Source organism: Nocardia sp. JCM 34519.1, from assembly GCF_020361265.1.
In the GTDB taxonomy this organism is placed as follows: Bacteria; Actinomycetota; Actinomycetes; order Mycobacteriales; family Mycobacteriaceae; genus Nocardia; species Nocardia arthritidis_A.
On record NZ_JAIRBR010000013.1, the window covers coordinates 195,264 to 221,368 of the forward strand.

Genomic DNA, 26,105 nt, shown 5'->3' on the forward strand with positions numbered 1-26,105 from the left:
GCCTTAATATCAGAGCGTCTGGCTATCGCAAGCGTGAGGGGAGCAGGTCGGTGGCAATTGAGGTGGTTTCGGCATCGATGATGACCAGCGACGAGACGACGCACATGGCGCGGTGTGTCGGCGGAGACCGCTGGGTCGTCTCCTGGCTGCCCGGGCGGACCCTCAGCGGTCAGCAGGCGGTGACCGCGATGACAATCGCCACCACCGTCGCCGCCTCCCGGATTCCCACCACCACCGAATGGGCCATGCTCGACGACCTAGCCCTGGAGCTAGGCCTGACCGCCCGCGAGGCGGTATTCATGGTGGCCGAGGAAAATCACGACTACCGCAAGACCGTCAAACCGCGCCGTCGCTCCCTCGACTGACCGGCCTTCGCGAATTCCCCTTATTTCCCAAGGTTTCTGCCTTGGACTTCGAACCGCGTGCGCGAACACTCGGGCTAGCCCATTACCCTGGGAGAGCAGTGTTTTAGACGTCCCCGAGATCAGGAGCGCGATCGGTGTTCGAATCCCTGTCCGACCGGCTTACCGGTGCCCTCAAGGATCTGCGTGGTAAGGGGCGTCTGTCACCGGCCGACATCGACGCCACCTGCCGGGAGATCCGGCTCGCCCTGCTCGAGGCCGACGTCGCGCTGCCCGTGGTGCGCGGGTTCATCGCCCGCATCAAGGATCGCGCCAAGGGTTCCGAGGTTTCCGCGGCGCTGAATCCGGCGCAGCAGGTCGTCAAGATCGTCAACGAGGAGCTCGTCGGCATTCTCGGCGGCGAAACCCGCAGGTTGAACCTGGCCAAGAACCCGCCATCGGTGATCATGCTCGCCGGTCTGCAGGGCGCCGGTAAGACCACCCTCGCCGGAAAACTCGCGAAATGGCTGAAGGGCCAAGGACATCAGCCCATCCTGGTGGCCTGCGATCTGCAGCGCCCTGGCGCCGTCACGCAGCTGCAGGTGGTCGGTGAGCGCGCAGGCGTCCCCGTTTACGCGCCGCATCCCGGCACCTCGATCGGCGGCGGCGAAAACCCGTTGGGCATCTCGGCGGCCGACCCGATCAACGTGGCCCGCTCGGGTATCGAGGAGGCCAGGCAGAAGCAGCACGACATCGTCATCGTCGACACCGCGGGCCGCCTCGGCATCGACGCCGAACTCATGCAGCAGGCCGCCGGCATTCGCGACGCCGTGCAGCCGGACGAGATCCTGTTCGTGCTCGACGCCATGATCGGTCAGGACGCGGTCACCACCGCCGAGGCGTTCCGCGACGGTGTCGGCTTCACCGGTGTCGTGCTCACCAAGCTCGACGGCGATGCTCGCGGCGGTGCGGCGCTGAGCGTGCGCGAGGTCACCGGCGTGCCGATCCTGTTCGCGTCCACCGGCGAGAAGCTGGAGGATTTCGATGTCTTCCATCCGGACCGGATGGCCAGCCGCATCCTCGGCATGGGTGATGTGCTCACCCTCATCGAACAGGCCGAGCAGGTATACGACGCGAAGCAGGCCGAGGAGGCCGCGCGCAAGATCGGCAGCGGTGAGCTCACCCTCGAGGACTTCCTCGATCAGATGCTCGCGATCCGCAAGATGGGTCCGATCGGCAATCTGCTCGGCATGCTGCCCGGCGCGGGTCAGATGAAGGACGCGCTCGCCCAGATCGACGATAAGCAGTTGGATCGGGTGCAGGCGATCATCCGCGGTATGACACCCGCTGAGCGGGATAATCCCAAGATCATCAACGCCTCCCGGCGGCTGCGCATCGCGAACGGTTCGGGCGTATCGGTATCCGAGGTGAATCAGCTCGTCGACCGCTTCTTCGACGCGAAGAAGATGATGGCGGCGATGGGTCGTCAGATGGGGTTGCCCGGTGCGGGTCGCCGCAACAACAAGAAGGGCGGCAAGAAGGGTAAGAAGGGCGGCCGCGGCCCGACGCCGCCGAAGGTGCGCGGCGGCTTCCCCGGTCTGCCCGGAATGGGTGGACTGCCCGCCGGAATGCCGGACCTGTCCGATATGCCCGCCGGATTGAACGAATTGCCACCGGGGCTGGAGGGTTTCGACCTGTCGAAGCTCAAATTCCCGAAGAAGTAGCCGATTCCGCTGCGCCGCACCCGAATTAGGGTGCGGCGCAGTCGTTTTCAACCGGCGAGCAGACTGCGGGTGTGCGCTTCCAGCCAGATGTGCACACCGCCGCAGGCGCAGCGCGTGTAGACGACGGTGCCCTCCGAGGTGCGGTGGCGGGACATGGTGCGGTCGGCGCGATCGATGGGTTGTCCGCAGTGCGTGCAGATTTCGCTGGTCATATTCGCAGTGTTCACCGCATCCGGCTTTCGGGTCCATCGAAAGATTCCGCAGCGAATCGTGTTGAATTACCGAATGATTGATCCGCGGCTGCATACCCTTCGCATGGTGCGCGAGCACGGCACCGTGACCGCGGCGGCGCAGGCGCTGCACCTGACGCCGTCGACGGTGTCCCAGCAGTTGCGTCAGCTCGCCAACGAACTCGACGTGCGACTGCTGGAACAGATCGGTCGCCGCGTCCAGCTCACCGCAGCCGCGCACACCCTGCTGCGGCACGCGGATCTGCTTGCGGCACAGGCGGAACGGGCGCGGACCGAATTGGCCGCACATCGCGACGGCATCGCGGGCGTGCTGCGGATCGGCAGCTCGCCGACGGCGACCGCGGTGGTCGCGCCCGCGGCGGCCCGGTTGCGCGCGGTACATCCGCGGCTCACCGTCGAGCTCTGCTCCGACGAGAGCGGGCTCTGCCTGGATCTGCTGCTGGCGGGTGATATCGATATCGCCGTCGTCTTCCCGACCGTTGATACTCCGCCGCCGGACGATCTGCGCTTCGAGCAGTGGCCCCTGCTGGATGACCCGCAGGACCTGCTCGTTCCCGCCGGGCACTCGTTCGCCGCGCGGACGAGTATCGCGCTGGCCGAGGCGGCCGGGGAGGTGTGGATCGGGGCGCCGGATCGCGTCGCCCATCAGCAATTCCTGCTGGCCGCCTGCGCCGCCGCGGGGTTCACGCCGCACGTGGGCCATCGCGCGATCGATTGGGTCGGGATTTCCGCCATGATCGCGCAGGGCTTCGGGGTCAGCCTGGTGCCGCGGCTGACCCATCTGCCCGGTGACCTCGCGGTGGTCCGGGTGCCGTTGCACGGGGAGCCCCGGCCGTTCCGGCGGCACAATATCTGCGTGCGGCGGGGAAGCGGCGACCATCCGTTGATCGGAATCGGGCTCGCGGCGGTGTGGGAGGTGTGCCGGGAGCGACCGGGTGTGGTCGTCTTCGATGGCTAGGTTCTTGTTCCCGGAGGTAGGTTGAGGACACGACGTCCAGGAGGGTTGCGGTGCATCTACGCGGTGTTGTTCTGCCGGATGACGAGGTCCGCGATATCTGGGTGCAGGCGGGCGCGGTGTCCTTCGAACCGGTGCCTGGCGCCGAAACCCTTTGCCGCACAGGATGGATCGTGCCGGGACTGGTCGACGCGCACTGCCATGTCGGCATCCGGTACGGCGGCGGCCACGAGGACCGGGCCGGTGCCGTCGCGCAGGCGCGGATCGAGCGCGACGCCGGTGCGCTGCTGCTGCGCGACGCCGGATCGCCGATCGATACCCGCTTCATCGACGAGTACGCCGACCTGCCGCGGATCATCCGCGCGGGCAGGCATATCGCCCGGCCCAAACGCTACATTCGCGAACTCGGCATCGAACTCGACGACGAGCGTGACCTGCCCGATATCGTCGCCGAACAGGCCCGTTTCGGCGATGGCTGGGTGAAGATCGTCGGCGACTGGATCGACCGCTCCGTCGGCGATCTGCGCCCGCTGTGGAGCGATGCCATCCTGAAGGAGGCCATCGATGCCGCGCACGCGAACGGCGCCAGGGTCACCGCGCACGTCTTCGGCGAGGACGCGCTGCCCGGACTGATCAACGCCGGAATCGACTGCCTCGAGCACGGCACCGGCCTCACCGACGACACCGTCGAGCTGATGGTGGAACGCGGCACGGCGCTGGTCCCGACGCTGATCAATATCGAGCTGTTTCCCGAAATAGCCGACGGCGCTGCCAAATTCCCCACCTACGCCGCGCACATGCGCGACCTGCACCGCCGGGTGCGCGAGACGGTGGGCAACGCGCACGATGCCGGGGTGCCGATCTATGCGGGCACCGACGCGGGCGGCGGCATCAGACACGGGCGCATCGCCGACGAGATCGCCGCGCTGCGTGGGGCCGGGCTGTCGAGTCACGATGCGTTGGGCGCGGCTTCCTGGGATGCCCGCGGCTGGTTGGGGCGGCCCGGAATCGAGCCCGGTGCGCCCGCGGATTTCGTTGTCTACCAAGAGGATCCGCGGACACATCCCGAGGTGCTCGGCAATCCGGACTATGTGGTGTTGCGCGGCGAAGTGGTCAAGGGCGGGGGTCCGGTCACCGGGCATCGCTAGTTTCGCTCCAGACCCAAATACCTTGGGGCTGAACATCTTTGATCAATCTCCTACAGTGAGGTGATGATCGCTGCTCGGACCACGCGCGTGTCCTACGGTTTCGACGCACCTTATGTGTTGATCGGACTCGGCGCCGTCGCGCTCGGCTATCTGATCGCACTGATCCTGGTGGGCATATACGGCACCGCCCTCGCATTCTGGGTGGTCGCCATCATCACCATCGCGATGATCGCCCAGGTCGGGCTGTTCCTGCACAGCACCCGCCGCGGCAAATTCCAGGTGTGGAGCGAGCTGCTCGATCGGCTCGCGCTGCGCGGTGACGAACGAGTGCTCGATCTCGGCCCCGGCCGTGGCGCGGTACTGCTGGCCGTGGCGCGCAGGCTGTCCACCGGCCGCGTCGTCGGCATCGACCTGTGGCGCACCATCGATCAATCCGGCAACAGCGCGGAGATCACCGAACGCAACGCCGATGCCTGCGGCGTCGCCGACCGCGTCGAGCTGTGCACCGGCGATATGACCGCGCTGCCGTTCCCGGACAACGAATTCGATGTCGTCGTCTCCAGCCTGGCCATCCACAACATCAAATCCGCCACCGGCCGCGCCGCCGCCGTCCGCGAGGCGCTGCGCGTACTGCGCCCCGGCGGCCGCATGGTCATCGCCGACATCAGCAAGGCGCCGGAATACCGGGAAGTGCTGTCCGCCAACGGCGCCCGCGACGTCACCATCGAACCCCTGGGCTGGCGCATGTGGTTCGCCGGGCCGTGGATGTCCACCAGCGCGGTCACCGCCACCAAACCGGCCTGAATCCGTTCGTGCCGGAGGCGGGGCCGGTGCGTTCGGTTAGGCCGAGTCGTGGCGCTGTGGATCGATCTCGACGTGCCGGTGTGATCCAGGATGGAGCCGATTTCAGGGGTGCGTCAGCGGTCTGGCAGAATGGAGCACCGTCCTTCCGGACAGTGTCAGCCCGTCTCCGGTTACGTACCGCGCGGCGGTCACACACTTCAAGCGTGAAACCGGGCCCGCAGACCGTGCGGGTCGCTGAATCGCGCCGTGACCAACTACCTGAAAGAGGCATATAACAGCATGGCTGTTCGCATCAAGCTCACCCGCATGGGCAAGATCCGCAACCCGCAGTACCGCATCGTCATCGCGGACGCCCGCACCCGCCGGGACGGCCGGGCCATCGAGTCCATCGGCAAGTACCACCCGAAGGAAGAGCCGTCGCTCATCGAGATCGATTCCGAGCGCGCTCAGTACTGGCTGGGTGTCGGTGCGCAGCCGACCGAACCGGTGCAGCGTCTGCTGGAGATCACCGGCGACTGGCAGAAGTTCAAGGGCCTGCCGGGCGCCGAGGGCACGCTGAAGGTGAAGGCGGCCAAGCCGTCCAAGCTGGACCTGTTCAACGCCGCGCTGGCCGCCGCCGACAACGAGCCGGTCGCCGAGGCCGTCACCCCGAAGAAGAAGGCCGCCAAGAAGGACGAGGCCGCCGAGGCCGAGGCTGCCGAGTAACCGTGAGCGAGCGTAGCGAGCGAACCATGGGCGCAGCGCGCATCGCGCTCGCGACGGAGCCGAGCGCCAGCGAGGCGGAGTCGTGAGTGCGGTCGTGGCCGATGCCGTCGAGCACCTCGTTCGCGGCATCGTCGCCAATCCCGATGACGTCCGCGTCGAGCTGATCACCGGCCGCCGCGGACGCACCGTCGAGGTGCATGTTCATCCTGATGACCTGGGCAAGGTGATCGGTCGCGGCGGACGTACCGCGACCGCGCTGCGCACCCTGGTCGCCGGTATCGGCGGCCGCGGTATCCGGGTCGACGTGGTCGACACCGACCAGTAGATGGAACTCGTCGTAGGCCGGGTCGCCAAATCGCACGGCGTGCGCGGCGAACTGGTCGTCGAGATCCGCACCGACGAACCCGAGGCGCGTTTCGCGCCGGGCGCGCGACTGCGTGGCCGGCTGCCGCGCTCGAAAGAGGTTCGCGACTTCACCGTGGAGTCGGCCCGGGAACACTCGGGCCGACTCCTGGTCTTTCTCGCCGGGGTGTCCGATCGTGCCGCCGCCGACGCGTTGCGCGGCCTGCTGTTCGTGGTGGACAGTGCCGACCTGCCGCCGTCGGACGATCCGGACGAGTACTACGACCACGAGCTGGAGGGGCTGACGGTACAGCTCACCGACGGCACGCCGGTCGGCACCGTGCGTGAGGTGCTGCATTCGGCCGCCGGTGAGCTGCTGTCGGTGCGCGCAGCCGAGGACGAGCGGGAAATCCTCATCCCATTCGTCACCGCCATCGTGCCCACCGTGTCGATCGCCGACGGCCTCGTCGTCATCGACCCGCCCGAGGGACTGTTGGATCCGGAATGAGGCTCGACGTAGTCACCATCTTCCCGGAGTACCTGGAACCGCTGCGAACGGCGTTGCTGGGCAAGGCAATCGATAAGGGACTCGTCTCCCTCGAAGTACACGATCTGCGCGATTGGACGCACGACGTGCACAAATCGGTCGACGACGCCCCGTACGGCGGCGGCCCCGGCATGGTGATGAAGCCGACCGTCTGGGGCGACGCCCTCGACGCCGTCTGCCCCGACGACGCCCTGCTCGTCGTCCCGACACCGGCGGGCGTGCCGTTCACCCAGGCCACCGCGCAACGCTGGTCCGCGGAGAAACATCTCGTCTTCGCCTGCGGCCGATACGAGGGCATCGATCAGCGCGTCTTCGACGACGCCGCCCGCCGCGTCCGCGTCGAGGAGGTCAGCATCGGCGATTACGTGCTGATCGGCGGCGAGGCGGCGGTCCTCGTCATGGCCGAAGCGGTGGTCCGCCTGCTGCCCGGCGTCCTCGGCAATCAGCAATCCCACCAAGAAGATTCGTTCTCCGACGGACTGCTGGAAGGCCCCAGCTACACCCGCCCCGTCACCTGGCGCGGCCTCGAAGTCCCCCCCATCCTGCTCTCCGGCGACCACGCCAAGGTCGCCGCCTGGCGCCGCGAACAGTCTCTGCAGCGCACCCGCACCCGCCGCCCCGACCTCCTCGGCGAGTCGGACGCGAACTGAGTCGGCGGCATCCGCTCGGCAGAACCATGCATCCAGCACCTGCGGGACGCGATGAACGCTTTGTCCGGCAGCACCCAAACCCAAACGAACGCCAAATTCAGCCAAATTTTGGCGATAGCGAACCTGTCGGCTTCACCACCTGACCGGCCATCGGCCGCCCACACGACTGTGCGGAACCGACACCCCAGATGGCTCGGTGCCAGCAACCTCAAAACCAAAATTTGTTAGGCTTTGGCTGACGATCCAGAGGAGGGCTGATGCACCCGGCGCCGCCACCCGACCGCGACGAGCTGCTGAGCACGATCGAAAAGGGCCGTCTCGCGACAATTTTGATGTCCACCATTCGTATCGCATCCCCATCCGATCCCTACCTACCCTGGGACAAGTTGCGCTACCGGAAGCCACCTCGGGATCTCACTCCGCAAGAGTGGTGGCTCGGGGTCAAAATGATGCGAATCAATATGCTGCGACCCCTGCCACTCGAGATGATAGGGGGTCGGCAGTTCACATACGCTCTTCCCGACGAAGTGCTCCAATTGACGGATGAAATAACTCGGCGAGCAAGCGGGCAGATCGCGGCGCCTGAACCAGTAACCAATCCGGCTACCCGAAATCGCTATGTCATCAGCTCGTTGATCGAGGAATCAATTACGTCGAGTCAGCTCGAGGGGGCATCGACCAGCAGGATCGTAGCGAAAGAGTTGATCAGGTCGGGTCGTCAGCCACGCGATCGCAGTGAGCGAATGATCTTGAACAACTACAATGCGATGCTGTTCGTCGCGGAACACCGGGATGAAGACTTTACGCCCGCGCTGATATGCGAGCTCCATAGAATAGTGACGTCCGGCACTCTGGACGATCCCGAATCTGCTGGGCGAATACAAAGCAACCCTGACCCGGACGACCGGGTCAAGGTGTTCGGCCGAGAAGACGACGTGCTGCATGTACCACCGCCGGTGGCCCAACTTCCCGCGAGATTGCAGGCCCTGTGTGCGTTCGCGAACGCGACCAGTACCGGAACGGCATACGTTCCGGCCGTGGTCCGGGCGCTCATCGTACATTTCATGGCTGGCTACGATCATTATTTTGAAGACGGAAACGGCCGCACTGCGCGAGCGCTGTTCTATTGGAGCATGCTCAAGCAGGGATACTGGCTCACCGAATATCTGACCATCTCTCGAATACTGAGGAAGGCACCGGCACAGTATGTGCGCTCATTCGTTCTGACCGAGCAGGACGAGGGCGACCTCACATACTTTCTAATTTATCACCTGAAGGTAATCAAGCAGGCATTGGATGAGCTGAACCAATATCTTGTAAGGAAATCTGCGGAACTACAAGAAGCTCGTCGTTTGCTGTCGAGCAGGGGCGAGTTCAACCATCGACAGCTTGCACTGATCGAATCGTCGATAAAGAACCCCGGTAATCATTACACAGTCCAGACTCATATGGTCAGTCACGGCGTTTCCGATCAGACGGCCAGAAATGATCTCAACGATCTCGAGAAGCGCGGTCTACTGGTTCGCTCGAAAATAGGACGCAACTACACTTGGTCGCCGGCGCCGAACTTCGAGAAAGTTTTGGCAGACAGGTAAGTACGCCGGGGTCAGGCGGCTGGTATGACGGCGAAACTGCCGTCGGTTCCCTTTACGGCGACACCCCAAGGCCAAACCTCCAGAGGTGTGTCGACGGCGACGGGGAAACGCAGGGAAGGGGATTCGTTTTGGGCGGTGGTGTCGGGGCCCAGGATGACGGTTCGTTTCGCGGTGCGCAGGTCCCAGGCGAGGATCCAGGTGGCCTTGGGGTCGCCCTGTCGTTGACGCATCGTGCCGAGGACGACGTTCTGGGCGGCCGGGCCGGGTAGCGTTTGCTCACCGGCCTGCAACGGTGCCGTCCATTTCACCGTGCCGTCGGCGGCGACCAGGCGGAACTCCTTGTCCTCGACGAGGTTCACGCTGTCCATCGCGAGCGCCGAACCATCGGGGAGGGGGTAGCGCCACGGGCTGTCGGGGCGCTTCCTGGTGCCGAGCACCGCACCCGTCCGCACGTCGACGGTGTCGGCCTTGTCGCCGAGCCGGACGTCGAGGACATTGCTGGGCCCGCGCGCGATGCTCTGATCCCCTTCGAGTTGCCGCTGCCACAACACCTTTCCGGTGTCCTTGGCGAGTGCCCCGATGCGCAGATCGCGCATGTCGTTATCGTTGCCCACCTTGCTCGGGCACCGGAACAGCAGCACATCGCGGCTTTCGAACAGCGTCGGCTTATCGGGCAGCGGCACCGCGCAGCCCACCGTCGCGGGGTCGATGGACCAGCTCCGCTGTCCGGTCCGCGGATCGTTGCGGACGAAATTGCCCGCGACGACGTCGGCCTCGCTCCACGACGGGTTCATGGTCGGCCACAGCTCGCGCCCGCTGTCGGTGTCGTAGGCGATCCGCTCCGGCACGTTTTTCCAGCCGACCAGCAGGACGTGTCCGGAGTCGAGCAGCCAGATGCTCTGCTGGTCGACCTGGGCGCCGTCGCGGCGAATGGTCCAGCGCTGCTTGCCGGTTCGCGGGTCGTAACCGTTGAGCCCGTCACCGGTGATGGTGACGATGCCCGCGGCCGTCATCCGGACCGCATCGTATTTGCCGAGGTCGAATTTCTGGATCCGGGCCGGATCGAGAGCGGGTACGTCCGCCGATCCGGTCGGCTCGGCGGTGCCGCTCTGACTTCCGCACCCGGCCACCAAGACGACGGCGCTCAGGGCGAGCGCACACGACATGAACGATCTCCACCCCTGATATCCCATTGGCCGATCTTAACCAGACCGGTCAGGGCAGCAGCCCGAGCCGCCGGGCCAGCACGACGGCCTCGTGGCGATTGTGCGCGCCGAGTTTGATCATGGCATTGCGCAGATAACTCTTGACGGTTTCCGGTCCGAGCGAAAGGCGTTGCGCGGCCTCCTGATTCGAGCACCCCAGGGCGACCTGCGACAGCACGTCGAGTTCCCGCCTCGACAGGCGCGGTGCATCGGGGGCGGGCTCGCCGACCAATACCCGGCCGAGGCGCTCGCAGACCGTGTGCAGGCGCCCGCGCAGCCGATCGTCGGCCGCGCCCGCGATACCGAGCAGTTCGCCGTGGATATCGCGCAGTTCCTCGGCCACCGCGGGCGCGGTGGCCGAGGTCGGGGTGGCGGATTCGAGCAGCCGCAGCCGCCGGTCCACCTCGTCGCGAATGGTGATCTCGGTGGCGAGCCGGCGCCCGGCCTGGATGATCAGATCGGTGGTGCGGTCGCCGAGCGGGATGCCGCCGCGCGTCGCCGCGTAGAGGACGGCGCGCGAGCGGTCCGCCACCACCACCGGTACGGCGACCACCGAGCGAATTCCCTCGCCCGCGACGGGACCGTCGTAGTGGTGGGTGATGGTCGAGGCGTTCTGGTAGTCGGCCACCGAGGCGGGACGCTTGGTGTCGAGCACCCGCCCACCGAGCCCGGACGCGCGCAGCACCGGCAGCCCGCGCAGCGCGTTTGTTGTAGTGCCGACCAGCTCCGAGATGAGCAGCGTGTCCTGATGCACCTCGCCGCCGAACACCACCGGCACCCCGGCCCGGCCCGCCAACCAGCGGATCTCGGCGCGCAGCGCATCGCCGTCGCGGGGGCGCAGCAGTGCGGTGTCCAAAGAATTCACCCCTTTTCGGGGGTAGTGGCGAACGTGATGTGACCCACATCCTATTGGACATCGGGTGGGCTGGATCACCCGTCGAGGAGAGGTATATGAGTACGGCACCGATGACCGGCGAATCCGAGCTTGCCGCGCGCGTGCGCGAGTTGATCGACGAATACGACGGACCCGAGGCGTGCGCCGCCGATTTGCTGTGCGATCGGCACCCGGCCGACCGGGTCGCCTTCACGATCGTGGAACCGGATCTGTCGGCGCGCGAGCTCACCTACGGCGAATTGCGGGACGCCTCTGCGCGTTTCGCGACCGGTCTGGCCGAACTCGGGGTCGGTCCGGGTGACCGGGTGGCGACGCTGATGGCGAAATCGGCGGAGTTGGTGATCGCGCTGCTCGGCATCTGGCGCCGCGGCGCGGTCCACGTCCCACTGTTCACCGCGTTCGCGCCGCCCGCCATCGCGTTCCGACTGGCCGCGAGTCATGCGGCCGTCGTGGTCGCCGACGCGGACCAAGCGCCGAAACTCGCCCCGGGCGAGGATATTCCGGCCGATCCGCCGTGGCGGCTGGTGGTCGTCGGCGACGCTCCGGCGGGCGCGGTGCCGTTCGCGGATCTGCTCGCCGACGCGCGAGCCGATGCGGTGACCGTGGGCGGTGACGGAATCCTGGTGCAGCTGTTCACGAGTGGCACCACCGGAACGCCCAAGGGCGTGCCGATTCCGCTGCGCGCGCTCGCCTCGTTCTGCGCCTACCAGGAATTCGCGCTGGACGTGCGCGCCGACGACATGTATTGGAACGCAGCCGATCCCGGATGGGCATATGGGCTGTATTGGGCGATCCTGAGCCCGCTCGCCACCGGCAGGCACAGCCTGCTGCTGCACGCCGGTTTCGCGCCCGCGCTCACCCGGCGGGTGCTGGAGCGTTTCGGCGTCACCAATTTCACCGCGGCGCCCACCGTCTATCGTGCGCTGCGCAGCGATCCCGCAACGGCCACAATGCATCTCACGCTGCGCCGGGCGTCGTCGGCGGGTGAGCCGCTGACTCCGGAGGTGGTGGCCTGGTCGGTCGAGCATCTCGGCGTCGCGGTGCGCGACCACTACGGCCAGACCGAGCACGGCATGCTCATCTGCAACTCCTGGCACGACGCGTTGAACACTCATGCTTACCCGCCCCCGGTCGGCTCCGCCTCCCTACCATCCCCGGGCGCCCCGGCCGGTTCGATGGGCCGCGCGCTGCCCGGCTGGACGCTGGGGGTGCTGCGCGAGGATATCGATGAACCGGCCGAACCGGGTGAACTCGGACGTGTGGTGATCGATACCGAGCACAGCCCCCTGATGTGGTTCCTCGGCTACCTGGACGCACCCGAACGCACCGCCGAGCGCTACACCCCGGACGGCCGCTGGTACCTCACCGGCGACGCGGGTTCGGTCGACGCCGACGGCTTCTTCCGCTTCTCCGCCCGCGACGACGACGTGATCATCATGGCCGGATACCGCATCGGCCCGTTCGAGGTGGAGAGCGTGCTGGTGCTGCACGAGCAGGTCGCCGAGGCCGCGGTGGTCGGCCTGCCCGACGAACTGCGCGGCGAGGTGATCGAGGCATTCGTGGTGCCGCGCGAGGGTTGTCACGGCAGCGACGAGTTGGCGGCCGAATTACAGGATCTGGTCAAACGGAAATTCGCGGCGCACGCCTATCCGCGGCGGGTGCATTTCGTCGACGAGCTGCCCAAGACGCCGAGCGGCAAGGTGCAGCGATACATCCTGCGACAGAAGGGAGTCCGGTGATGTCCGCGCTGCCCAGTTATGGTTCCGGCGCCTCGGAGACTCCGCTGCTCGGCGACACCATCGGCGGCAATTTCGATCGCACGGTGGCCGCACATCCGGATCGAGAAGCGTTGGTGGACCGCCCGACCGGGCGCCGCTGGACCTATCGCGAGCTGTCCGCGGCCGTGGACGCCCTGGCCACCGGCCTTGCCGCGCAGGGCATAAGCAAGGGCGAGCGGGTCGGCATCTGGGCGCCGAACTGCGCCGAATGGTTCCTGGTGCAGTACGCCACCGCGAAACTCGGCGCGATCCTGGTGAACATCAACCCGGCCTATCGCACCAGCGAGCTGGAATATGTGTTGCACCAGTCCGGGATTCGGCTGCTCGTCGCCGCGAGCGCCTTCAAGTCGTCGGATTATGTCGGCATGATCGAGCAGGTGCGTCCGAACTGTCCGGAGCTGGCGCAGGTGTTGATACTCGGCACCCCGGAATGGGATGCGGTGGCGCACACCGCGATCGAGGCCGACCGGCTCGCCGAGATCGCGGCGACCCTGTCCATGGACGATCCGATCAATATCCAATACACCTCCGGCACAACAGGTTTCCCGAAAGGTGCGACGCTCAGTCACCACAATATCCTGAACAACGGGTATTTCGTCGGCGAGCTGTGCGGATATACCGAGCAGGACCGGATCTGCGTGCCGGTGCCTTTCTACCATTGCTTCGGAATGGTGATGGGCAACCTGGCGAGTACCAGTCACGGTGCGGCCATTGTCATTCCGGCGCCGTCCTTCGATCCGGCGGCCACCTTGACCGCGGTGGCCGAGGAGCGGTGTACCTCGCTCTACGGCGTGCCGACCATGTTCATCGATCTGCTAAACGCGTTGGATTCCGGTGTGGCGGCCGATCTTTCGTCGCTGCGCACCGGCATCATGGCGGGCTCGCCCTGTCCGGTGGAGGTGATGAAGCGGGTGATGGACCGGATGGGGATGAGCGAGGTCTGCATCTGCTACGGCATGACCGAGACCTCACCGGTCTCCACCCAGACCCGGCGCGACGACAGCATTGATCGCCGCACCGCGACCGTCGGCCGCGTCGGCCCGCACCTGGAGGTCAAAATCATCGATCCCGCAACGGGTTTGACGGTACCGCGCGGCGAGCCCGGTGAACTGTGCACCCGCGGCTACTCGGTGATGCTCGGCTACTGGGGACAACCGGAGAAAACGGCCGAGGTGATCGATGCGGCCCGCTGGATGCACACCGGCGATATCGGCCTGATGGACGCCGACGGCTACCTCGCGATCACCGGACGCATCAAGGATATGGTGATCCGCGGTGGCGAGAACGTCTACCCGCGCGAGATCGAGGAATTCCTCTACACCCACCCGGACATTCTGGATGCGCAGGTGATCGGCGTGCCCGACCCGAAATACGGTGAGGAGCTGATGGCTTGGATCCGGATGCGCGAGGGCGCGACCCCACTGGACGCGGCCGCGGTGCGCGCGTTCTGCACGGGGAAGCTCGCGCACTTCAAGATCCCGCGCTATGTGCACATCGTCGACGAATTCCCGATGACGGTGACCGGCAAGATCCGCAAAGCGCGGATGCGCGAACTCGCGCGGGCGATCCTCGCACCGGCCGACGCCGCGAGGCCGGACAATTGATTTCGGCGGCACGTCGATAATTCGTCGCGTACGACGAGAGCGGACCGCCGCGGCTCTTACCACCGGCAACAGACGCGGAGAGGCGGACGAGCTAGTGTTTGCGGCTGTGACGACAGCGCCCGAGATCGCAGGTTCCGAACCGACCGGCCCGGCGGCCGGCACCACAGCCGGTATCGCCGGAGTCAACCGTCGCATCGCCGACGAGCTAGGCGTGCGGGAGACCCAGGTGGCCGCCGCCGTCGATCTGCTCGACGGCGGTTCGACGGTGCCGTTCATCGCCCGCTACCGCAAGGAAGTCACCGGCGGGCTGGACGACGCGCAGCTGCGCACGCTGGAGGAGCGCCTGCACTACCTGCGCGAACTCGACGAGCGGCGGGTCTCGATCATCGAATCCATCCGGGGCCAGGGCAAATTGGACGAGGCGCTGCACCGGCAGCTGCTGTTGGCCGAGACCAAGGCCCGGCTGGAGGACATCTACCTGCCGTACAAGCCGAAGCGGCGCACCAAGGCGCAGATCGCCCGCGAGGCCGGGCACGAGCCGGTGGCCGACGCGCTGATCAACGATCCGACCACCGATCCGGCGCAGTACTCCGCCGAACAGCTCGACGGCGCCCGCGCCATCCTGGTCGAGCGTTTCGCCGAGGACGCGGACCTGGTCGGCGAGCTGCGCGAGCTGATGTGGAACCGCGGCCAGGTCACCTCGACGGTGCGGCCCGGCAAGGAGGAGGCGGGCGCCAAGTTCGCCGACTACTTCGAGTTCAGCGAGCCGTTCGACAAGCTGCCCTCGCACCGGATCCTGGCGCTGCTGCGCGGGGAGAAGGAGGAGGTGCTGACGCTGCACCTCGAACCGGACACCGAAGAGCCCGAACCTGGCGAGCGGACCATCTACGAGGGCCGGATCGCGGTGCGCTTCGGCATCGCCGACAAGGGCCGCCCCGCCGATTCGTGGCTGTTGGACACCGTGCGCTGGGCGTGGCGCACGAAACTTCAAGTGAGCCTTGGCATCGACACCCGGATGCGGCTGCGTCAGCAGGCGGAGAAGGACGCCGTCGACGTATTCGCGGCCAACCTGCGCGATCTGCTGTTGGCCGCGCCCGCCGGTACCAGGACCACCATGGGCCTGGATCCGGGCTACCGCACCGGTGTGAAGGTGGCCGTCGTCGACGCGACCGGCAAGGTGGTCGCCACCCAGGTCATCTACCCGCACAAACCGCAGGGCAAGACCGAGGAGGCGCTCGCGGTGCTCGGCGCGCTGGTCGCCCGGTTCGGTGTCGAACTCATCGCGATCGGCAACGGCACCGCCTCACGCGAAACCGATGCCCTTGCCGCGGAACTGATTTCGCGTATCCCGGAGAACAAGCCGACCAAGATCGTGGTCTCCGAGGCGGGCGCGTCGGTGTATTCCGCGTCGGCGTATGCCTCGCAGGAGCTGCCCGATATGGACGTGTCGCTGCGCGGCGCGGTGTCGATCGCGCGGCGGCTGCAGGATCCGCTCGCCGAGTTGGTGAAGATCGAACCGAAGTCCATCGGTGTCGGCCAGTACCAGCACGACGTATCGGAGACGCTGCTGGCCCGTTCGCTCGGCGCGGTGGTCGAGGATGCGGTGAACGCCGTCGGCGTCGACGTGAACACCGCATCGGTGCCGCTGCTGTCCAGGGTGTCCGGCATCGCCACCTCGGTCGCGGAAAGCATTGTGGCGCACCGGGACAAGAACGGCCCGTTCCGCAGCCGTACCGCGCTGCTCGACGTGCCGCGGCTCGGACCGAAGGCCTTCGAACAGTGCGCGGGCTTCCTGCGCATCCGCGGCGGCGACGATCCGCTCGACACCTCCGCCGTGCACCCCGAGGCCTACCCGGTGGTGCGGCGCATCCTGGAGAACACCGGGCGCGGCGTCTCCGAAATCATCGGCAACACAGCGGTTCTCCGTTCGCTGAAGCCGGTCGAATTCACCGACGATAAGTTCGGTGTGCCCACCGTCACCGATATCATCGCCGAGCTGGAGAAGCCGGGCCGCGACCCGCGCCCGGAATTCAAAACCGCCGAATTCGCCGCCGGCATCGAGAAAGTCGCCGATTTGAAGCCGGGCATGGTGCTGGAGGGCGTCGTCACCAATGTGGCCGCGTTCGGCGCGTTCGTCGACGTCGGCGTGCACCAGGACGGCCTGGTGCACGTGTCGGCCATGTCGCACAACTTCGTCAAGGATCCACGCGAGGTGGTCAAATCCGGTGACGTGGTGAAGGTGAAGGTGGTCGAGGTCGATGTGGCCCGCCAGCGCATCGGGCTGACGCTGCGTCTCGACGACGAACCGAGCGGCGGCGCGCCGAAGGGCGATCAGTCGCGCGGACGGGCACAGGGCGAGCGCCGCGGCGGTAACGACAACCGGCAGCGGCAGGGCGGACAGGGTAAGCAGCAGGGTCAGCGAAACCAGCAGGGCCGCAACAACAACCAGCGCCGCAATGCGCCGGCACCGAGCGGTGCGATGGCGGATGCGTTGCGGCGGGCCGGATTCGGGCAGTAGGAGGACTTAGGCCCCCATGCGACGGTGGCTCGAGCAGGATGTGATCGCGCACGGCCGCCTGCCGCTGCTGTGCTTCCTGCTCGGGTTCATCGTCGGGTTCCTGTTCATCCGGCTCAGCGTCCGGCTGATCCGCAAGAAGGTGCGCTGGTGGCCGGGTAACCTGCGGTCCGGCGGCGTGCACATCCACCACATGGTGTTCGGGGTGGTGCTGGTGCTGCTGTCCGGCATCGGCATGGTCACCCTCTATCAGAGCGCCGATACGGTCACCGCCAGCGCTTTGGCGTCCGCTTTCGGGGTGGGCGCCGCGCTGGTGCTCGACGAATTCGCGCTGATCTTCTATCTGCGCGACGTGTACTGGGAGGAGCAGGGCCGCACCTCGGTCGACGCGGTATTCGTCGCGCTCGCGGTGACCGGGCTGCTGCTGCTCGGCTTCCATCCGCTGTGGTTGTTGGATATCAACGACTTTCGCCGCGATCCGAGCCCCGAGGTGCGGGTCTTCGTCGTCGGCTTCGCGGTGGTGAATCTCGGGCTGGCCGCGATCGTCATCGCCAAGGGCAAGATCTGGACCGGCCTGTTCGGCATGTTCTTCCTGCCGCTGCTCGTGGTCGGTGCGCTGCGGTTGAGCAGGCCCGGCGCACCGTGGGCGCGCTGGCGTTACGCCGACCGCAGGCGATTGATGTATCGGGCCATCGTGCGCGAGCGGCGCTATCGGCGGCCGGTGATCCGCGCGAAGATCTTCGTACAGGACTTGATCGCCGGGAAACCGGATGTGGAGCATGTGCGCAGTGCGGCCGAGGCGGAGCTGACCCGGATAGTGGTGCCGGCGCCGCCCGCACCGCATCGGTACCACGGGCTGTTCTCCGGTGAACACGGCGACGGGGATGCCGCTGCGCCGGTGGAGGATTCGGCCGACGGGGGAGCGCGTAGCACCTCGGGTACGCCTTAACGGCCCTCGAAAACGTTTGCGGTCTACCGGTTTTCCGTCACTCCGGCTGTTCCGGTGTGGCGAGTGCGACGTGCATACACGCGGCGATCAAACCGAATTCGGCCACCGCGCATAGCATCGCGACGGCCAGCGGCCCGCCCGGTTCGGCGGTGATCACGTCGAACCACAGATCGATCAGCGCCGCGCCCGCCACCGCGGACGCGGTCAGCCGAGCTCGGGAATCATTGCGGTGCAACAGGATCGCGGTCAATCCGCAGCCCGCGGCGAGTAATAGATCCAGGCCGACCCACGCCGTCGACCAGTTCCGGACGTGCGTGCTGCTCGGCAGGGTTGTCGCGAGCACGCTCGCCCACGGCAGGAGTCCGATGGCGCTGAGCATGATCAGCCTGCGGGCCTTGCCCCGGATGGACTTGTCGCGAACGGCTCGGCCGATGGGCTTGGGTCGCTGGAGGAGCGCAGTGGTCATGCCGACAACCATACGATCGCAAAGAAATCTCTGCAAATAAGAATTTGCAAAGAAATCTTTGCTATCGTGGGCGCATGCCGACGCACAGGTCCGGAGAGACACACGTAGCCGAACAGATGACCAGCGCGCAGCGCACCGCGCTCTATCGCTCGCTCGCGCATCCGTTGCGCGCGCAGATCCTCGACTACCTCGGCAAACACGGTGAGGCGAATTCGGCGACGCTGGCCGAGGTGCTGCACGAAAGCACCGGCACCACCAGCTATCACCTGCGCAAACTCGCCGAACTCGGGCTGATCGAGGAGATCGCGGAGAAGTCGGCGGGCCGGGAACGCTGGTGGAAGTCGCTGCCGTACGGGCATACCTCGCCCGATCCGGCGACGATGGAACCGGCCGAATACGCGGCGGCAGCCCACCTCGCCGGGCTGAAGACCAGTCGGGATATCGAGCTCTACCTGCGTGCCATGAAGGAATACTCGGGTCCGACCGGTTGGGCGCAGGTGCGGCGGACCGGCACGTATATGACGCACGAGCAGTGGGTGGCGTTCATCGGCGAGTACCACGAGCTCGTCATGCGCTATGCCACGCAGCGGGCGGACGCACCCGAGGGGGCGCGGGCGATGAACATCCGCTTCTTCGCCGTTCCGGAGGATCCGGCCTAGCATGGCCGGAGCGCATGCGGAGATACGCCCGCGCGGGGTCCGATTTCTCCGCAGGTATGCCGATCTGGCACAATACTCAGGTTGCCCTGGGTAGATGTCGACCCGGCGACCACACTTATTCGGAGCATGAACCGGCCGAGCACATAGCGTGCCGCCAGGGTCCTCTGTTCGCGCCAACCCATAAAGGATGGATATGAACACCCTTGACTTCGTCGACGAGAAGTCGCTGCGCAGCGACGTTCCCGACTTTCGACCGGGTGACACCCTCAACGTGCATGTGAAGGTTATCGAAGGTTCGAAGGAGCGCATCCAGGTCTTCAAGGGCGTCGTCATCCGGCGTCAGGGCGGCGGCATCCGCGAGACCTTCACCGTCCGCAAGGTGTCCTTCGGCGTCGGTGTCGAGCGCACCTTCCCGGTCCACAGCCCCAACATCGACCACATCGATGTCGTGACCCGCGGTGACGTCCGCCGGGCCAAGCTGTACTACCTGCGCGATCTGCGCGGCAAGGCCGCCAAGATCAAGGAAAAGCGCTGACCGCCTTTTCCTGAAGAGGATCTTCCGGGTAGCCCGGCATCGGACGTTCGGTTCGATGCCGGGCTACTTTGTTTCGCATGGCAGACGAAAGTGTGGGGGCGGCGGTTTCCGAACCCGACGACAACGAAACCGGACGGCGCGGGCGGCGCAGGGCGAAGAAGTCCAAGAAGCAGCGTCCGTTCTGGCAGGAACTTCCGATCCTCATCGTGATCGCGGCGGTGATCGCCGCACTGATGGTGACCTTCGTTGGGCGTCCCTACGTCATTCCGTCCGAATCGATGGAGCCGACGCTGCACGGCTGCACAGGTTGTACAGGGGACCGAATCTATGTGCAGAAGGTGAGCTACTACTGGAGCGATCCGAAGCCCGGTGACGTGGTGGTATTCGTCGGTCCCACCCAGTCGTGGAACTGGAGTCATCGTTCGATTCGCTCGGGCAACACCGTAGTTCGCGGGATCCAGAACTTCTTCTCGTTCTTCGGTCTGGTGCCGCCGGATGAGAACGATTTGGTGAAGCGGGTGATCGCGGTCGGCGGTCAGACCGTTCAATGCTGCGACGCCCAGGGCCGGATCATGGTCGACGGCAAACCATTGGACGAGCCGTACGTGAAGAACGACTTCCCGTGGTACACGGATCGACCGAACCAGGACTTCGCGCATCGAGGCCGAATCTTCGGGCCGATCACCGTGCCGCCGGGACGGCTGTGGGTGATGGGTGACAACCGGAGCAATTCCGCGGACTCGCGCGCACACGTCGGTGATGAGCTCGGGGGTACGGTGCCGGTCGAGGATGTCCGCGGCAAAGCCGTCTTCAAGATCTGGCCGCCGTCGCGCATCGGTCCGGTGCATGCACAGGACCCGCAATCACACTGATCGAGGCGCGGCCGGCAAAGGCGTCGAACCGCCTTTCCTGAGAAAGATCTTCACGGTAGCCCGGCAGCGGACGTTCGGTTCGATGCCGGGCTACTCTGTTCCGCGTGGCAGACGAAAGTGGGTCGATGACGGTGTCCGATTCGGACGGCGAAGGGACGGGTCGGCGCCGCGGCAAGCGGCGGGCGAACAAGAAGCAGCGCCCGTTCTGGCAGGAGCTGCCCATCCTGATCGTCATCGCCGCAGTGATCGCCGCGCTGATGGTCACCTTCATCGGGCGTCCGTACGTCATCCCATCGCAGTCGATGGAACCGACGCTGCACGGCTGCACCGGCTGCACCGGCGACCGCATTTACGTCGAGAAGCTCAGCTACTACTGGGGTGATCCGAAACCCGGCGACGTGGTGGTGTTCGTCGGTCCGCCATCGTGGAACACCAGGTACCAGTCGATCCGGTCGGACAATGTCGTTGTGCGCGGTGTGCAGAACTTCTTCTCCTTCTTCGGTCTGGTGCCGCCGGACGAGAACGATTTGGTGAAGCGGGTGATCGCGGTGGGCGGCCAGACCGTCCAGTGCTGCGACGCGCAGGGCCGGGTTACGGTCGACGGCAAACCACTGGACGAGCCGTACGTCAAGAAGGACTATCCGTGGAATCCCAACGGGGCCAACGCGGTTTACCCGGCCGGGCGGGTGTTCGGTCCGATCAAGGTGCCCGAGGGCAATATCTGGGTAATGGGCGATAACCGCAACGAATCCGCCGACTCCCGCGCCCACGTCGCCGACCAATATCAGGGCACCGTGCCGGTCGACAACATCCGAGGCAAGGCCGTCTTCAAGATCTGGCCGCCGGGCCGAATCGGTCCAGTGCGCGCACAGGACCCACAGCAGTAGCGCGGGTATCACCATGTCTGCTGGAAGCGGGCTCGTCGGCGATGTAGCCTCGCGGACGCGTCGGCCCGAAGTCGATGCCGGACCCCGGACGATTTAGTTCGTCAGGGCCGCAGGATAATTGGACGGTGGGGCAAGGGCGAGTGGCGCGAGGTAGTCGGGTGGCTCAACGTGGCTGGACCGCACCGGGTTGGCCGCCGCGTGCGGTGATGCGGAAGGCCGGCGGATTGCGCACGTTGGAGGCGGCGTTGATTCGCGGTGGGCTCGGGCCGGTGGCCGGGGTCGACGAGGCCGGGCGCGGTCCGTGCGCGGGGCCGCTGGTGATCGCCGCCTGCCTGCTCGCGCCCAAGGCATACGACAAGCTGGCCGGGCTCGACGATTCGAAGAAGCTCACCGAGGCCGCGCGCGAGGAGCTGTTCCCGGTCATCACCCGGCTGTCGCTGGCCTACAACGTGATCGTCGTCCCGGCCTGGGAGATCGATTCGATCGGGATCCACGTCGCCAATATCGAGGGCATGCGCCGCGCGGTCGCCGGACTCGCACACCAGCCCGGATACGTGCTCACCGACGGGTTCCGCGTGCCCGGCATACCCGTGCCGTCACTGCCGGTGATCGGCGGCGACGCCGCGGCCGCCTGCATCGCCGCGGCCAGCATCCTGGCCAAGGTCACCCGGGACCGGATCATGGTCGAGCTGGACGAACGGTTCCCCGGGTATGGTTTCGCGGCGCACAAGGGTTACAACACACCCGAGCACATCGCCGCGCTGAACCGCCTCGGACCGAGCAGCGAGCACCGCAGATCCTGGCGCAACGTCCGGGAAACGGGCGGATCGCCGGTCGACTACGCCGACGCGGTCCTGGCCGAAGGCGTCGACGCCGAAGGCCGAGTGGCTACCGACGCCGCCCATGCGCGATGATGTCAGAACCCGACGCAGTGCGGCCAGAAGGAGGAAGTCCCACCCGATGAGTGCCGAGGACCTGGAGAAATACGAAACCGAGATGGAACTCTCGCTGTATCGCGAGTACAAGGACATCGTCGGTCAGTTCTCGTACGTGGTGGAGACCGAGCGCCGCTTCTACCTCGCCAACTCCGTAGAGCTGCGGCCGCAGAACGCCGACGGTGAGGTGTACTTCGAGGTACGGATGAGCGACGCCTGGGTCTGGGATATGTACCGGCCCGCGCGTTTCGTCAAACACGTCCGGGTGATCACGTTCAAGGACGTGAATATCGAGGAGTTGGAGAAACCCGACCTGCGGTTGCCGGAGTAAGGCGCGCCCTTACCGCACGGCACCGACAGAATCCGTCGCGCGTAGCGCCTGCCGCGGCGGGTTGTCCACAGCCGGGCGGTTATCAACAGGGTTTGTATTCGCCCAGGTCGCGTCGTCAGGCGCGGACCGGGTACGGGTCACGCTGATCCGGTGGCAGACAAGAAGGCGCTCGGCGCGCACGGGGAAGAGCTCGCGGCCCGGTTCCTGCGGGATGCGGGAATGGAGATCGTCGCGCGGAACTGGCGGTGCAGGTACGGCGAATTGGATCTGATCGCCCGTGATCCGGCGGTCACCGCGTTCGTCGAGGTCAAAACGCGTACGGGGATGGGTTACGGCGTACCTGCCGAATCGGTGACGTTCACCAAACAGCAACGCATTCGGCGGCTCGCCTTGCTCTGGCTGGCCGAACAAGACGGGCGTTGGCCGAATGTCCGCTTCGACGTGGTGTCGGTGCTGCTGCGCCGCGGCTTCCGGCCGCAGATCGAACATCTGCGGGGGGTGTTCTGAAATGGCCCTCGGCCGAGCCTATTCCGTCGCCGTGACCGGGATCGACGGTCAGCTGGTCGAAATCGAGGCCGATGTCGGTCAGGGGCTGCCATCGGTGCATCTGGTCGGTCTGCCCGATACCGCGTTGAGCGAATCGCGCGATCGGGTGCGCGCCGCGGTGGCGAATTCGGGGGAGAAGTGGCCGGACGGCCGGGTCATCCTGGCGCTGTCCCCGGCCACCCTGCCGAAGGTCGGCAGCGTATACGACCTGGCTTGTGCCGCAGCCGTTCTGGATGCGGCGGGGGTGATCCCGTCCGAACGGCTCGCCAAGTCCGTGCTGCTCGGGGAGTTGGCGCTCGACGGCCGCGTCCGCCGGGTCCGCGGCATCCTGCCCGCGGTGATCACGGCGCGCAATGCCGGTCGGCCGACGGTGGTGGTGCCCGAGGCGGCGCTGGCCGAGGCCGGATTGGTGGACGGGATAACGGTTTTCGGCGCGTCGAGCCTGCGCACTCTCATCGCATGGCTGCGCGGCGAGGGCGCACTGTCCGAACCGGATGGCACGCTGCCCGATGTCGTGCGCCCCGGCGGCGACCTCAGCGAGGTGGTCGGCCAGGACGAGGCCCGCTGGGCGCTGGAGGTGGCGGCGGCGGGTGGCCATCACCTGCTGCTTACCGGTCCGCCGGGCATCGGGAAAACCATGCTGGCGCAACGTCTTCCGGGCTTGCTGCCGCCGCTGACCGAATCGGAGGCGCTGGAGGTGACGGCCATCCATTCGGTGGCGGGCGCGCTCTCGGGCGAACAACCGCTGATCACCACGCCACCGTTCGTCGCACCGCATCATTCGACCTCGGCTGCCGCGATGATCGGCGGCGGAACGGGTTCGGCCCGGCCCGGCGCCGTCAGCCGGGCCCACCGCGGTGTCCTTTTCCTCGACGAGTGCGCAGAGATCAGCACCAAGGTGCTGGAGGCGTTGCGAACACCGTTGGAAGAGGGCGAGGTTCGCATCGCCCGGCGTGACGGCGTCGCCAGATATCCCGCCCGCTTCCAACTGGTGTTGGCGGCGAACCCCTGCCCGTGTGCGCCTGCCCGCGACGTGGACTGTATCTGCGCGCCGCTGGCCCGCCGCCGGTATCTCGGCAAACTGTCCGGTCCGCTGATGGATCGCATCGATATCTGGGTGCAGATGCACGGTCAAGCCGGGGCCGCGTTGAGCAGTGATTCGGCGGAGAGCAGCGAGGTGGTGCGCGCCAGGGTGGCGGTCGCGCGGTCGGCGGCGATCGAGCGCTGGCGCGAATACGGCTGGACCACCAACGCTGAGGTACCGGGACACATTCTGCGCCAACGATTCCGGCTGCCGCCCGACGCGGTGGCGCCGATCGAGGCCGCCCTTCGCCTCGGCCGCATGTCCGCCCGTGCCGCCGACCGAGCCATCCGCTGCGCCTGGACCATCGCCGACCTGCGCGGTGCCACCATGCCTGCCCAACAGGACGTTCTGCTCGCCCTGAACTTCCGGCAGCGGAGCGCGTCATGAGCGACGCGATGAATCGGCTTGCGTGCCGAAATGTACGGCGGCGGAGCACGGGAGGGTGCTGTGGGTGAACCGCGTGGGGCGGTGGCGGATGTGGGGGCGCGTGGGTGGTCGCCGACGGTGGATCTGGATGCGGATTCCGTTGATGAGCGGCGGTTGGCGTGGGTTTACCTGTCCCGGGTGGTGGCGGGGCCGTGCGCGGCGCTGTCGGCGCTGATCGAATCGGTCGGCGTGGTCGAGGCCGCGCGTGCGGTGCGGGAGTCCGCACTTCCCGAATCACTGCGCAAACCCACCGAGCAGCGACGTGGAATCGACAGGGCGGCACGGGATCTGGAGTTGATAGAGCGAATCGGCGGGCGCGTCGTCACGCCCGACGACATCGAATGGCCCGCCTGGCGCATGCTCGGCCTCGCCCAACTCGACGCGGCCCGCGACCCGGGCGGCGTGGTGCCGCTGGTGCTGTGGGTGCGCGGTCCGTGCTCGCTGCCCGAGTCGACGGAACGTGCGGTTGCGCTGGTGGGTGCGCGATGCAACAGCGGTTACGGCAGGCAGGTCACCGCCGAGGTGGCGGGCGAACTCGCCGAACGGGATTGGACGATCGTCTCCGGCGCGGCGTATGGCATTGATGGCATCGCGCACCGGGCGGCGCTCGCGGTGGGCGGGACGACGATCGCGGTGCTGGCATGCGGCGTGGATCGCCCGTATCCCGTCGAACACGAACGGTTGCTCGCCGAAATCGCCGAAACCGGTTTGGTGCTCAGCGAATATCCGCCCGGCACGGTTGTGCGCAAACATCAGTTCCTGGCCCGGAATCGGTTGATCGCGGCGCTGTCCGACGGTGTGGTCGTGGTGGAGGCGGGGGTGCGCAGCGGCGCCCGCAACACCGCGAAATGGGCTCGCCGCCTCGGCCGTCCGGCGTTGGCGATACCGGGCCCGGTCACCTCGGCCAGTTCCGCGGGCTGTCACCGGATGATCCGCGACGGCGAGGCGCTGCTGGTGACGAGGGCCGAGGAGATCATCGACGAGACCGGTCCGCTGCGGCTGTCGCTGCCCGACGGCCCACCCGTAGCCGACCGCACCGACGCGCTCACCGGTGAGCTCGCCCAGGTCTTCGACGCGCTGCCGACCATCGGCTCGCGCCAACCCCGCGAACTCGCCGACCGCTCCGGCCTCGCCCTGCCCGCCGTCCGCGCCGCACTGTCCGCACTCGAACTGGCCGAACTGGTCGGCACCGACGAAAACGGTTGGCACCGAACCGCTGTCACCCGGCGTCGTGCGGTAAGCCGCGAATCCGGATGAGCAGGTCGGCCACTCGGATCGCCCTCGTTCGGTGCGGTGTTCGGCGATGGATGGTCGTCGGGGCTCGGCCTGTTGTTGCGGCGGATCCGTTGTCGGAGT

The 26,105-nt window shown here is 66.7% G+C and carries 27 protein-coding genes; 23 read left to right on the forward strand and 4 right to left on the reverse strand.

What is annotated here, in order from left to right; translation table 11 throughout:
- Positions 1 to 50: 50 nt before the first annotated feature.
- Positions 51 to 365, forward strand: a complete 315-nt coding sequence (locus LGY53_RS28545) for a hypothetical protein (RefSeq protein ID WP_225729787.1) — start codon at positions 51 to 53, stop codon at positions 363 to 365.
- 134 nt (positions 366 to 499) lie between these two features.
- Positions 500 to 2,065: a signal recognition particle protein gene (gene ffh / locus LGY53_RS28550; protein ID WP_225729788.1), complete on the forward strand. Its 1,566-nt coding sequence runs from the start codon at positions 500 to 502 to the stop codon at positions 2,063 to 2,065.
- 47 nt (positions 2,066 to 2,112) lie between these two features.
- Here ffh and LGY53_RS28555 read toward each other — a convergent pair whose 3' ends face one another.
- Complete coding sequence (locus tag LGY53_RS28555; protein WP_167476987.1) at positions 2,113 to 2,277, reverse strand: hypothetical protein; 165 nt, start codon at positions 2,275 to 2,277, stop codon at positions 2,113 to 2,115.
- Positions 2,278 to 2,350: 73 nt separating this feature from the next.
- Between LGY53_RS28555 and LGY53_RS28560 the strand changes: the two genes are divergently transcribed.
- From LGY53_RS28560 to LGY53_RS28595, 8 genes are all read left to right on the forward strand, one after another.
- A complete protein-coding gene (locus tag LGY53_RS28560) occupies positions 2,351 to 3,274 on the forward strand; it encodes a LysR family transcriptional regulator (RefSeq protein ID WP_225729789.1) in 924 nt (307 codons plus the stop codon).
- 50 nt (positions 3,275 to 3,324) lie between these two features.
- Positions 3,325 to 4,419, forward strand: a complete 1,095-nt coding sequence (locus LGY53_RS28565) for an amidohydrolase family protein (protein WP_225729790.1) — start codon at positions 3,325 to 3,327, stop codon at positions 4,417 to 4,419.
- 63 nt (positions 4,420 to 4,482) lie between these two features.
- Positions 4,483 to 5,223 carry a class I SAM-dependent methyltransferase gene (locus LGY53_RS28570; RefSeq protein WP_225729791.1) on the forward strand — a complete coding sequence of 247 codons (741 nt, stop codon included), beginning with the start codon at positions 4,483 to 4,485 and terminating at the stop codon, positions 5,221 to 5,223.
- A gap of 279 nt (positions 5,224 to 5,502) precedes the next feature.
- Positions 5,503 to 5,928 (forward strand): 30S ribosomal protein S16, encoded by a 426-nt coding sequence (rpsP, locus tag LGY53_RS28575; protein ID WP_225729843.1) that lies wholly within the window; start codon positions 5,503 to 5,505, stop codon positions 5,926 to 5,928.
- An 82-nt stretch (positions 5,929 to 6,010) separates the two neighbouring features.
- Positions 6,011 to 6,253: an RNA-binding protein gene (locus tag LGY53_RS28580; protein ID WP_011210690.1), complete on the forward strand. Its 243-nt coding sequence runs from the start codon at positions 6,011 to 6,013 to the stop codon at positions 6,251 to 6,253.
- Positions 6,254 to 6,778, forward strand: coding sequence for a ribosome maturation factor RimM (rimM, locus tag LGY53_RS28585; RefSeq protein WP_225729792.1), 525 nt, complete (start codon positions 6,254 to 6,256; stop codon positions 6,776 to 6,778).
- Positions 6,775 to 7,467, forward strand: coding sequence for a tRNA (guanosine(37)-N1)-methyltransferase TrmD (gene trmD, locus LGY53_RS28590; protein WP_225729793.1), 693 nt, complete (start codon positions 6,775 to 6,777; stop codon positions 7,465 to 7,467). Before rimM ends, trmD begins: the two co-directional genes overlap by 4 nt.
- Before the next feature lie 257 nt (positions 7,468 to 7,724).
- Entirely contained in the window at positions 7,725 to 9,062 is a 1,338-nt protein-coding gene (locus LGY53_RS28595; protein ID WP_225729794.1) for a Fic family protein, read from the forward strand.
- Between the two features lie 11 nt (positions 9,063 to 9,073).
- Here the strand turns inward: LGY53_RS28595 and LGY53_RS28600 are convergent, their stop codons facing one another.
- Together LGY53_RS28600 and LGY53_RS28605 are read right to left on the reverse strand one after the other, a co-directional pair.
- A complete protein-coding gene (locus LGY53_RS28600; RefSeq protein WP_225729795.1) occupies positions 9,074 to 10,255 on the reverse strand; it encodes a PQQ-binding-like beta-propeller repeat protein in 1,182 nt (393 codons plus the stop codon).
- A gap of 22 nt (positions 10,256 to 10,277) precedes the next feature.
- Positions 10,278 to 11,123 carry a LuxR C-terminal-related transcriptional regulator gene (locus tag LGY53_RS28605; RefSeq protein WP_225729796.1) on the reverse strand — a complete coding sequence of 282 codons (846 nt, stop codon included), beginning with the start codon at positions 11,121 to 11,123 and terminating at the stop codon, positions 10,278 to 10,280.
- A gap of 110 nt (positions 11,124 to 11,233) precedes the next feature.
- Between LGY53_RS28605 and LGY53_RS28610 the strand changes: the two genes are divergently transcribed.
- From LGY53_RS28610 to LGY53_RS28625, 4 genes are all read left to right on the forward strand, one after another.
- A complete protein-coding gene (locus tag LGY53_RS28610; protein WP_374111251.1) occupies positions 11,234 to 12,901 on the forward strand; it encodes an AMP-binding protein in 1,668 nt (555 codons plus the stop codon).
- Positions 12,901 to 14,544, forward strand: a complete 1,644-nt coding sequence (locus LGY53_RS28615) for an AMP-binding protein (protein WP_225729798.1) — start codon at positions 12,901 to 12,903, stop codon at positions 14,542 to 14,544. Before LGY53_RS28610 ends, LGY53_RS28615 begins: the two co-directional genes overlap by 1 nt.
- Positions 14,545 to 14,668: 124 nt before the next feature.
- Positions 14,669 to 17,062, forward strand: a complete 2,394-nt coding sequence (locus tag LGY53_RS28620) for a Tex family protein (protein ID WP_308103007.1) — start codon at positions 14,669 to 14,671, stop codon at positions 17,060 to 17,062.
- Between the two features lie 16 nt (positions 17,063 to 17,078).
- Positions 17,079 to 18,008 carry a hypothetical protein gene (locus LGY53_RS28625; RefSeq protein ID WP_225729799.1) on the forward strand — a complete coding sequence of 310 codons (930 nt, stop codon included), beginning with the start codon at positions 17,079 to 17,081 and terminating at the stop codon, positions 18,006 to 18,008.
- Positions 18,009 to 18,045: 37 nt separating this feature from the next.
- Here LGY53_RS28625 and LGY53_RS28630 read toward each other — a convergent pair whose 3' ends face one another.
- On the reverse strand, positions 18,046 to 18,474 hold the full coding sequence (locus LGY53_RS28630) for a hypothetical protein (protein WP_225729800.1): 429 nt from the start codon (positions 18,472 to 18,474) through the stop codon (positions 18,046 to 18,048).
- Positions 18,475 to 18,548: 74 nt separating this feature from the next.
- Between LGY53_RS28630 and LGY53_RS28635 the strand changes: the two genes are divergently transcribed.
- From LGY53_RS28635 to dprA, 9 genes are all read left to right on the forward strand, one after another.
- Positions 18,549 to 19,133, forward strand: coding sequence for a helix-turn-helix domain-containing protein (locus LGY53_RS28635; RefSeq protein WP_225729801.1), 585 nt, complete (start codon positions 18,549 to 18,551; stop codon positions 19,131 to 19,133).
- Between the two features lie 193 nt (positions 19,134 to 19,326).
- Complete coding sequence (gene rplS / locus LGY53_RS28640; RefSeq protein ID WP_011210681.1) at positions 19,327 to 19,668, forward strand: 50S ribosomal protein L19; 342 nt, start codon at positions 19,327 to 19,329, stop codon at positions 19,666 to 19,668.
- A 77-nt stretch (positions 19,669 to 19,745) separates the two neighbouring features.
- On the forward strand, positions 19,746 to 20,540 hold the full coding sequence (lepB, locus tag LGY53_RS28645; protein WP_225729802.1) for a signal peptidase I: 795 nt from the start codon (positions 19,746 to 19,748) through the stop codon (positions 20,538 to 20,540).
- Between the two features lie 125 nt (positions 20,541 to 20,665).
- Positions 20,666 to 21,427, forward strand: coding sequence for a signal peptidase I (gene lepB / locus LGY53_RS28650; RefSeq protein ID WP_225729845.1), 762 nt, complete (start codon positions 20,666 to 20,668; stop codon positions 21,425 to 21,427).
- A 158-nt stretch (positions 21,428 to 21,585) separates the two neighbouring features.
- Positions 21,586 to 22,341: a ribonuclease HII gene (locus tag LGY53_RS28655; RefSeq protein ID WP_225729803.1), complete on the forward strand. Its 756-nt coding sequence runs from the start codon at positions 21,586 to 21,588 to the stop codon at positions 22,339 to 22,341.
- A gap of 46 nt (positions 22,342 to 22,387) precedes the next feature.
- On the forward strand, positions 22,388 to 22,693 hold the full coding sequence (locus LGY53_RS28660) for a DUF2469 domain-containing protein (protein ID WP_011210678.1): 306 nt from the start codon (positions 22,388 to 22,390) through the stop codon (positions 22,691 to 22,693).
- A 150-nt stretch (positions 22,694 to 22,843) separates the two neighbouring features.
- Positions 22,844 to 23,200 carry a YraN family protein gene (locus LGY53_RS28665; RefSeq protein ID WP_225729804.1) on the forward strand — a complete coding sequence of 119 codons (357 nt, stop codon included), beginning with the start codon at positions 22,844 to 22,846 and terminating at the stop codon, positions 23,198 to 23,200.
- Between the two features lies 1 nt (position 23,201).
- Positions 23,202 to 24,710, forward strand: coding sequence for a YifB family Mg chelatase-like AAA ATPase (locus LGY53_RS28670; RefSeq protein ID WP_225729805.1), 1,509 nt, complete (start codon positions 23,202 to 23,204; stop codon positions 24,708 to 24,710).
- A gap of 153 nt (positions 24,711 to 24,863) precedes the next feature.
- Entirely contained in the window at positions 24,864 to 26,006 is a 1,143-nt protein-coding gene (gene dprA, locus LGY53_RS28675) for a DNA-processing protein DprA (protein WP_225729846.1), read from the forward strand.
- The last annotated feature ends 99 nt before the right edge of the window (positions 26,007 to 26,105 follow it).